Annotated in this window: 6 protein-coding genes; 2 read left to right on the top strand and 4 right to left on the bottom strand. The window is 73.3% G+C overall.

Annotated elements, in window-relative coordinates:
- From MR1_RS18455 to MR1_RS18470, 4 genes are all read right to left on the bottom strand, one after another.
- The coding region (locus MR1_RS18455; RefSeq protein ID WP_084344925.1) for a S8 family peptidase at nucleotides 1–1217 on the bottom strand (1217 nt) is incomplete at its 3' end.
- Nucleotides 1214–1543 carry a hypothetical protein gene (locus tag MR1_RS20300; protein WP_067250554.1) on the bottom strand — a complete coding sequence of 110 codons (330 nt, stop codon included), beginning with the start codon at nucleotides 1541–1543 and terminating at the stop codon, nucleotides 1214–1216. The genes MR1_RS18455 and MR1_RS20300, both read right to left, overlap by 4 nt.
- A gap of 135 nt (nucleotides 1544–1678) precedes the next feature.
- Nucleotides 1679–1966 carry a WXG100 family type VII secretion target gene (locus MR1_RS18465; RefSeq protein ID WP_067250558.1) on the bottom strand — a complete coding sequence of 96 codons (288 nt, stop codon included), beginning with the start codon at nucleotides 1964–1966 and terminating at the stop codon, nucleotides 1679–1681.
- Nucleotides 1967–1991: 25 nt separating this feature from the next.
- Nucleotides 1992–2309 (bottom strand): WXG100 family type VII secretion target, encoded by a 318-nt coding sequence (locus MR1_RS18470; RefSeq protein ID WP_067250562.1) that lies wholly within the window; start codon nucleotides 2307–2309, stop codon nucleotides 1992–1994.
- Nucleotides 2310–2535: 226 nt separating this feature from the next.
- Here MR1_RS18470 and eccD point away from each other — a divergent pair, with 226 nt between their 5' ends.
- The gene (gene eccD, locus MR1_RS18475) at nucleotides 2536–3867 is read left to right on the top strand and encodes a type VII secretion integral membrane protein EccD (RefSeq protein WP_067250565.1); all 1332 of its coding nucleotides are present in this window, start codon (nucleotides 2536–2538) and stop codon (nucleotides 3865–3867) included.
- 3 nt (nucleotides 3868–3870) lie between these two features.
- A complete protein-coding gene (eccB, locus tag MR1_RS18480) occupies nucleotides 3871–5181 on the top strand; it encodes a type VII secretion protein EccB (RefSeq protein ID WP_067250567.1) in 1311 nt (436 codons plus the stop codon).
- Nucleotides 5182–5313 lie beyond the last annotated feature (132 nt).

Below are 5313 nucleotides of genomic sequence, written 5' to 3' on the forward strand. Positions count from 1 at the left end.
GCCGCCGTCTCGGCCGGCGCGGTCGTCGAGGCCGTCTCCGGTGCCGTGGCGGGTGCTTCTGCGCCCGCCGCCGCGACCTCGTCCGCCGTCGGCCCGTACGCCATGGCGAGCTCGAACTGCGGATTGTCGAAGAGCGGGTTGACGTCCGGATAGGACAGCGGGTCGTCCGCCAGCATGCCCGTGAGCGAGATCGGCCCGTAGCCGACGTCGTCCCGCCATGCCGGCTCGTGCCGGGATCCGCCGGTGGTGCCGAGCATCGTCTGGATCAGCTGGTTGCCGCTCGCCTCGGGGAACCTGCTCTTGAGCACCGCCAGGGAGCCGGCGACGATCGGCGTCGCCAGGGACGTGCCGTCCACCAGCGCCTGTGCCGTCCAGCCCTCGCCGGCGTCCGGCACCAGGATCCCGATGCCCGGCGCGGCGACGACGACCGACTCGCTCGTGTTCGGGGTGAGCGGCGCACCCTCGATGCCCTTGTCCCCGGCCATGATCTGCCCGGCCTCGTCGAGCGCCTGGACCGTGACGACGCCGTTGCGGCCCGCGGGGAAGGTCACCGCGCCCGTGTCGTTCGGCATCGCCGCCAGCACGACGACCCCCTCGGCGTGTGCGCGCGCGATCGCGTCCTGGAGGACGCCGGAGATCGGGCCGCTGAGCGAGATCGAGACGATGTCGGCTCCGGCGTCCAGCGCCGCCTCGAACGCGTGCCCGGCCCCGTCCAGACGGATGTTCGTCCCCTGGTCGTCGAGGCACTCCAGGCTCTCGGCGTCCGCATCCGCGGTCCTCCCGGTCATCCCGGCGTAGTACAGGACCGTCGCCTCCGGTGCGACCCCCCGCACCGGCCACTGTCCCTCCCCTGCGGCGCCGGTGCCGAGGATGGTCGACACGACCTGCGTGCCGTGATCGGCGACCTGGCCGTCGGTGGACACGGCCGGGATCTCAGCGCCGCCGGCGCCGCGGCAGAACGCCGGCTCGGTCACCCGCAGGTCCGCACCGCGCAGGGCGGGCACGTCGGGGTTGATCTGCGAGTCGATGACCGCGATCGTCACGCCCTGACCGCGAAAGCCCGCGGCGTGGGCCTCGGGCACGCCCCCCTGGTCGATGTACCACCCGCCGGGGACCGGCTGGTCCGCGGCGTGCGCGGGCGCGACGACCCCGACCGCGAGCACGGCGGCGACCGCCGCCAGACCCGCGGCCGTGCGACGCGCACGCGCGGAGGTCACGGACGGCTCCCCCCGCCCTGTTCGGCGGACTCCAGCAGCGCCAGCAGGCGGCGCCCCTCGTCGGCGAACTCGGCATCGGTCTCCATGAGCCTCTTCACGGCGGCACGGATCTCGTCCTGGGTCTCGTTCACGACCGTGATGATCTTCGCGGTGACGTCGCTCATCTCCTGTGCGGCGTACCGGACCTCGTCGCGGAACGGCTTGGTGACCGTGCTCGTCCCGCCCTCGGAGATCGCCACCTCGACCGCGGCGGGGAACTCCTCCATCGCCTGGAGGATCTTGGTCAGGGCGCCGGTGACGCCCTCGACGAGGATGCTGATCGTCATGTCCGTGTCCGCCTCTCACTCATGTCCGTCGACTCGTGTCCGCTGCACGCCCCGGGGCCTCGCTCTGGCCGGGGCGTGCACCGGACACGCCACGGGTGCGGATCCCGAAGAGCCACACCCGTGGACGTCGTCACCCTACGCGAAGCGACCCGCCGACGAGCGGTCGCGGGAGACGTACTCCTCGCTCATGCCCTGGGTCTTCGTCGCGATCTGCTCCAGCAGCTGCTGCAGCTCGGTGAGCTTGGCGTTCCACTCCCGCTGCGCCCGGTCATAGGCGGTCTGCGCCTCACCGTTCCAGGCGGCACGGAGCTTGCCGACCTCGCTCTCCAGGGTGTCCAGCTGCGAGCGGATGCCGTTCGCACCGCCGCGGATCTGATTCGCCAGAGCAGTGACCTGCTCCGGACGCACCGACATCGACTGCATCGTGATCTCCCTCGTTGTCTCTCGCTCAGGCGCCCGACATCATCGAGCCGAGGCCCGAGATGGTGGCACGGTGCTGCTCTTCGGTCGCGGCCTGGTCGCGCTCGGTGCCCGCCAGGGCCTCCTCGAGCGTCACCAGCACCTCGTTGAGCTGGCGGGTCTTCTGGTCCCACTGGTTCATCAGGCCCTGGAACGAGTCCGAGGCGCCGCCGGTCCAGTAGCCACGGACCTGCTCGATCTCGCCCCGGACCTTCTTGACCTGCTGGTCGATGCCCGCCTTGGCGGTGTTGACGGCCTGTGCGCCCTTCCTGAGCGCGCCTTCCTCTGCAGAGATGACCTCAGCCATTACTCACTCTCCTCCGGTTGGGTGCGGAAAGAGGACTCGAGGCCAGGTGTCCGAAGCGCCCGGTGATGTCCCCACGGAAGACAGTAGGCGCTGCCACGGACGGAATCCATGGGGAGAACTCCCCATGGATCCCCTCCGGCCTCCGGGCGTGCTCCTTATAGAGTTGTCGCTGTCCCCGGCGCGGTTTCCGCCGGGGCACAACGACCGCGTGGGGGAACCGGATCCAATGGACCAGGGCAGCAGCGCTGCGGGTGCCGTGCTGAGGCTGTCGATCGTCAGCGACGACCGGCGCCTCGACGCGGGCGTGCCCGCGCAGGTGCCGCTCGTCGAGATCATCCCGGGCTTCGCGCGGAGCCTCGGCGTCCTCGACCCCTCCCTCGCGCACGGCGGCTACGCCCTGCACCGCGCCGACGGGACGCCGCTGAACCCCGCTCTCGGCGCCTCCGCGCAGGGCGTGCACGACGGCGAGCTGCTCACCCTCGTGCGCGGCGGCCTCGTCTCCGAGCCTCGGGTGTACGACGACGTCGTCGAGGCCGTGATCGACGCGACCGCCGCGCAGCACGGGAGCTGGACGCCCAAGGACAGCGCCCGCACCGCGCTGGCGATCAGCCTCACGTTCCTGGCGCTGTGCGGCCTGCTGCTCGTGGCCAGCGGCGCCGGGCTCGTGCCGGCGATCGTCGCCGGCACCGGGGCGGTCGTCCTCCTCGTCGTCGCCACGGTGCTCCTGCGCCTCGACCAGCCGGAGGCGGGCCATGCCCTCGGGCTCGCCGCCGCCGCGTACGGCGGGCTGGCCGGCTATCTCGCCGCCCCCGCGACGACCCTCTGGGGCTGGCCGCTGGCAGCCGCCGGGCTGGGTCTGCTCGTCGTGGGCGGAGTGAGCCTCGCTCTCGCGAAGGACAGACCCGAGATCCATCTCATCCCGATCGTGCTGGGCACCGTCATCGGGATCACCGCGGCGTCCGCCGCGCTGTTCGGCAGCGTCATCGCCCCCTATGCGCTGATGCTCGCCGTGAGCGCCACGCTGGCCAACGGGATCCCGTGGCTCGCCCTCGGCTCCACCCGCATCCGGGTCATCTCGCCGCAGAGCGACGCGGACGTCTTCAGCGTCCCCGAGCCGATCGACGGCGAGGACGTCAAGCGGCGCGCCGCGGCCGGGACGCGCACCCTCATCTCCCTGCGCGCCGCGCTCGGACTCGCCGCGCTCGCGGCCACGCCGCTGGTGGCCGCCGAGGGCTTGGCGGGTGCGCTGCTGTGCCTGCTCGCGTTCGTCGGGATGATGTTCCAGTCCCGTCAGATGCACGCGCGGCTCGGGGTGCTCGCGCTGATGATCCTCGGCGCGCTCGGGCTCGCCGCCGCCGGGCTCACCGTCGCGCTCACGCAGCCCGGGCTCCGCCTGGGCCTGCTGGTCGTGCTCATCGCCGCCACCGTGGTGCTCGTCGGCCTCACCCTGCTGAGCCCGCGCGCGCGGCTGCGGCTGGCCCGCCTCGCCGACACGGTCGAGATCCTCGCGATGGCGCTCGTGCTGCCGCTCGGCGTCGTGACGGCGGGACTGCTGTAGCCGATGGCGACGAAGAAGGAGCTCATCGAGGCGCAGGGCTTCAGCCGCCGCCGCCTGCTGTCGGCGTTCACCGGAGGGGCGCCCGGAGGCAAGGAGCTCGAGCCGGCCAAGCCTCTGCGGGCCGTCGCCGCCGGCATCGCCCTGACCGCGATGCTCCTGCTGGGCGGCCTGTTCTTCGGGATGCTCCGCCCGGGGCTCCCGCAGGGATGGGAGAACAACCGCCTGATCATCGCCACCGACACCGGCGCGCGCTACGTCTCCGTCGAGGGCGTGCTGCATCCGGTGATCAACACCGCCAGCGCGCGCCTGCTCATCCCGGCGAAAGAGTTCTCGGTGGTCAGCACGGACAAGGGCACGCTGGAGGGCATCGAGGTCGGGGCCCCGATCGGCATCCTCGGCGCCCCGGACGACCTTCCCGCGCCCGGCTCTCTGCACAACACCGGGTGGACCGCGTGCGTGGACCAGGACGCCGGCGCCGCGGTGTCCGTCACCGCCTCGCCCATCGCGACCGCGCAGCCGGGCGCCGGCGTCGTCGTCCGCCGCGACGGCGACTTGTTCGTCATCGCCGGCGGACTGCGGTACGCCGTTCCCTCCGACGAGGCGGACGCCGTCCTGCGCGCCGCAGGGCTCGGCACCGCCGGGATCACGCGCGTGGACGGCCGCTGGCTGAACCTCTTCCCTCCCGGCAGGAACCTCTCCCCCATCGTCCTGCGGGACGTGGGGACGCGCATCCCGGACAGCGACCTCGTCGCGGGCGAGATCGTGCACGTGCAGGGACGGCCGGCGGACGAGCGCTACGTCATCACCAGCCGGGGCGAGGCCGCGCCCCTCACGCCGCTCGCGTTCCAGCTGTACCTGCTCGGGAGCGGGGCGACGGCGGGTCCCGAGCGCGAGGTGACCCCGGCGGAGCTGGCGGCACTGCCCACGGGCTCGCCCGCCGGCGGAGACGACTGGCCCGCGGAGCCGCTGACCGCGCTCGCGGAGCCGCTGGCCGCCTGCGCCCTCCTGGACGACGAGGGCCGCACCGTGCTCGCCGCGACCGACGCCGAACTGCCGGCGGATCGGGCCCGGCCGGCGGTGGCGATCGGCTCGGGAGCCTTGGTCCGGGTGGGCGACGGCGAGGCGGCGGCGCATGTGCTGGTCGACGAGTCGGGGACCGCCTACGCGATCCCCGACGGCGCGGAGGCCGTCGACCGTCTCGGGTACACGACCGACCAGGCCGGCCCGGTCCCGGACTCGTGGCTGGCGTACTTCGCGGGCGGCCCGGCCCTCGCCATCGACGCCGCAGGACGCACGCCCGCGAGCGACGGATGAGACGCTCGCCCGGCACGTTCGTCGCCGCGCTCCTCGCCGCCGGAGCGATCGTCGTCGGATCCGTTCCCGCCTCGGCATCGGCCGCGGCGCCGGTGCGGGCGGCGGCTCCCGTGACGGCCGCGGGCGACGCCT

The sequence above is a fragment of the Microbacterium resistens NBRC 103078 genome (genome assembly GCF_001552355.1).
In the GTDB taxonomy this organism is placed as follows: domain Bacteria; phylum Actinomycetota; class Actinomycetes; order Actinomycetales; family Microbacteriaceae; genus Microbacterium; species Microbacterium resistens.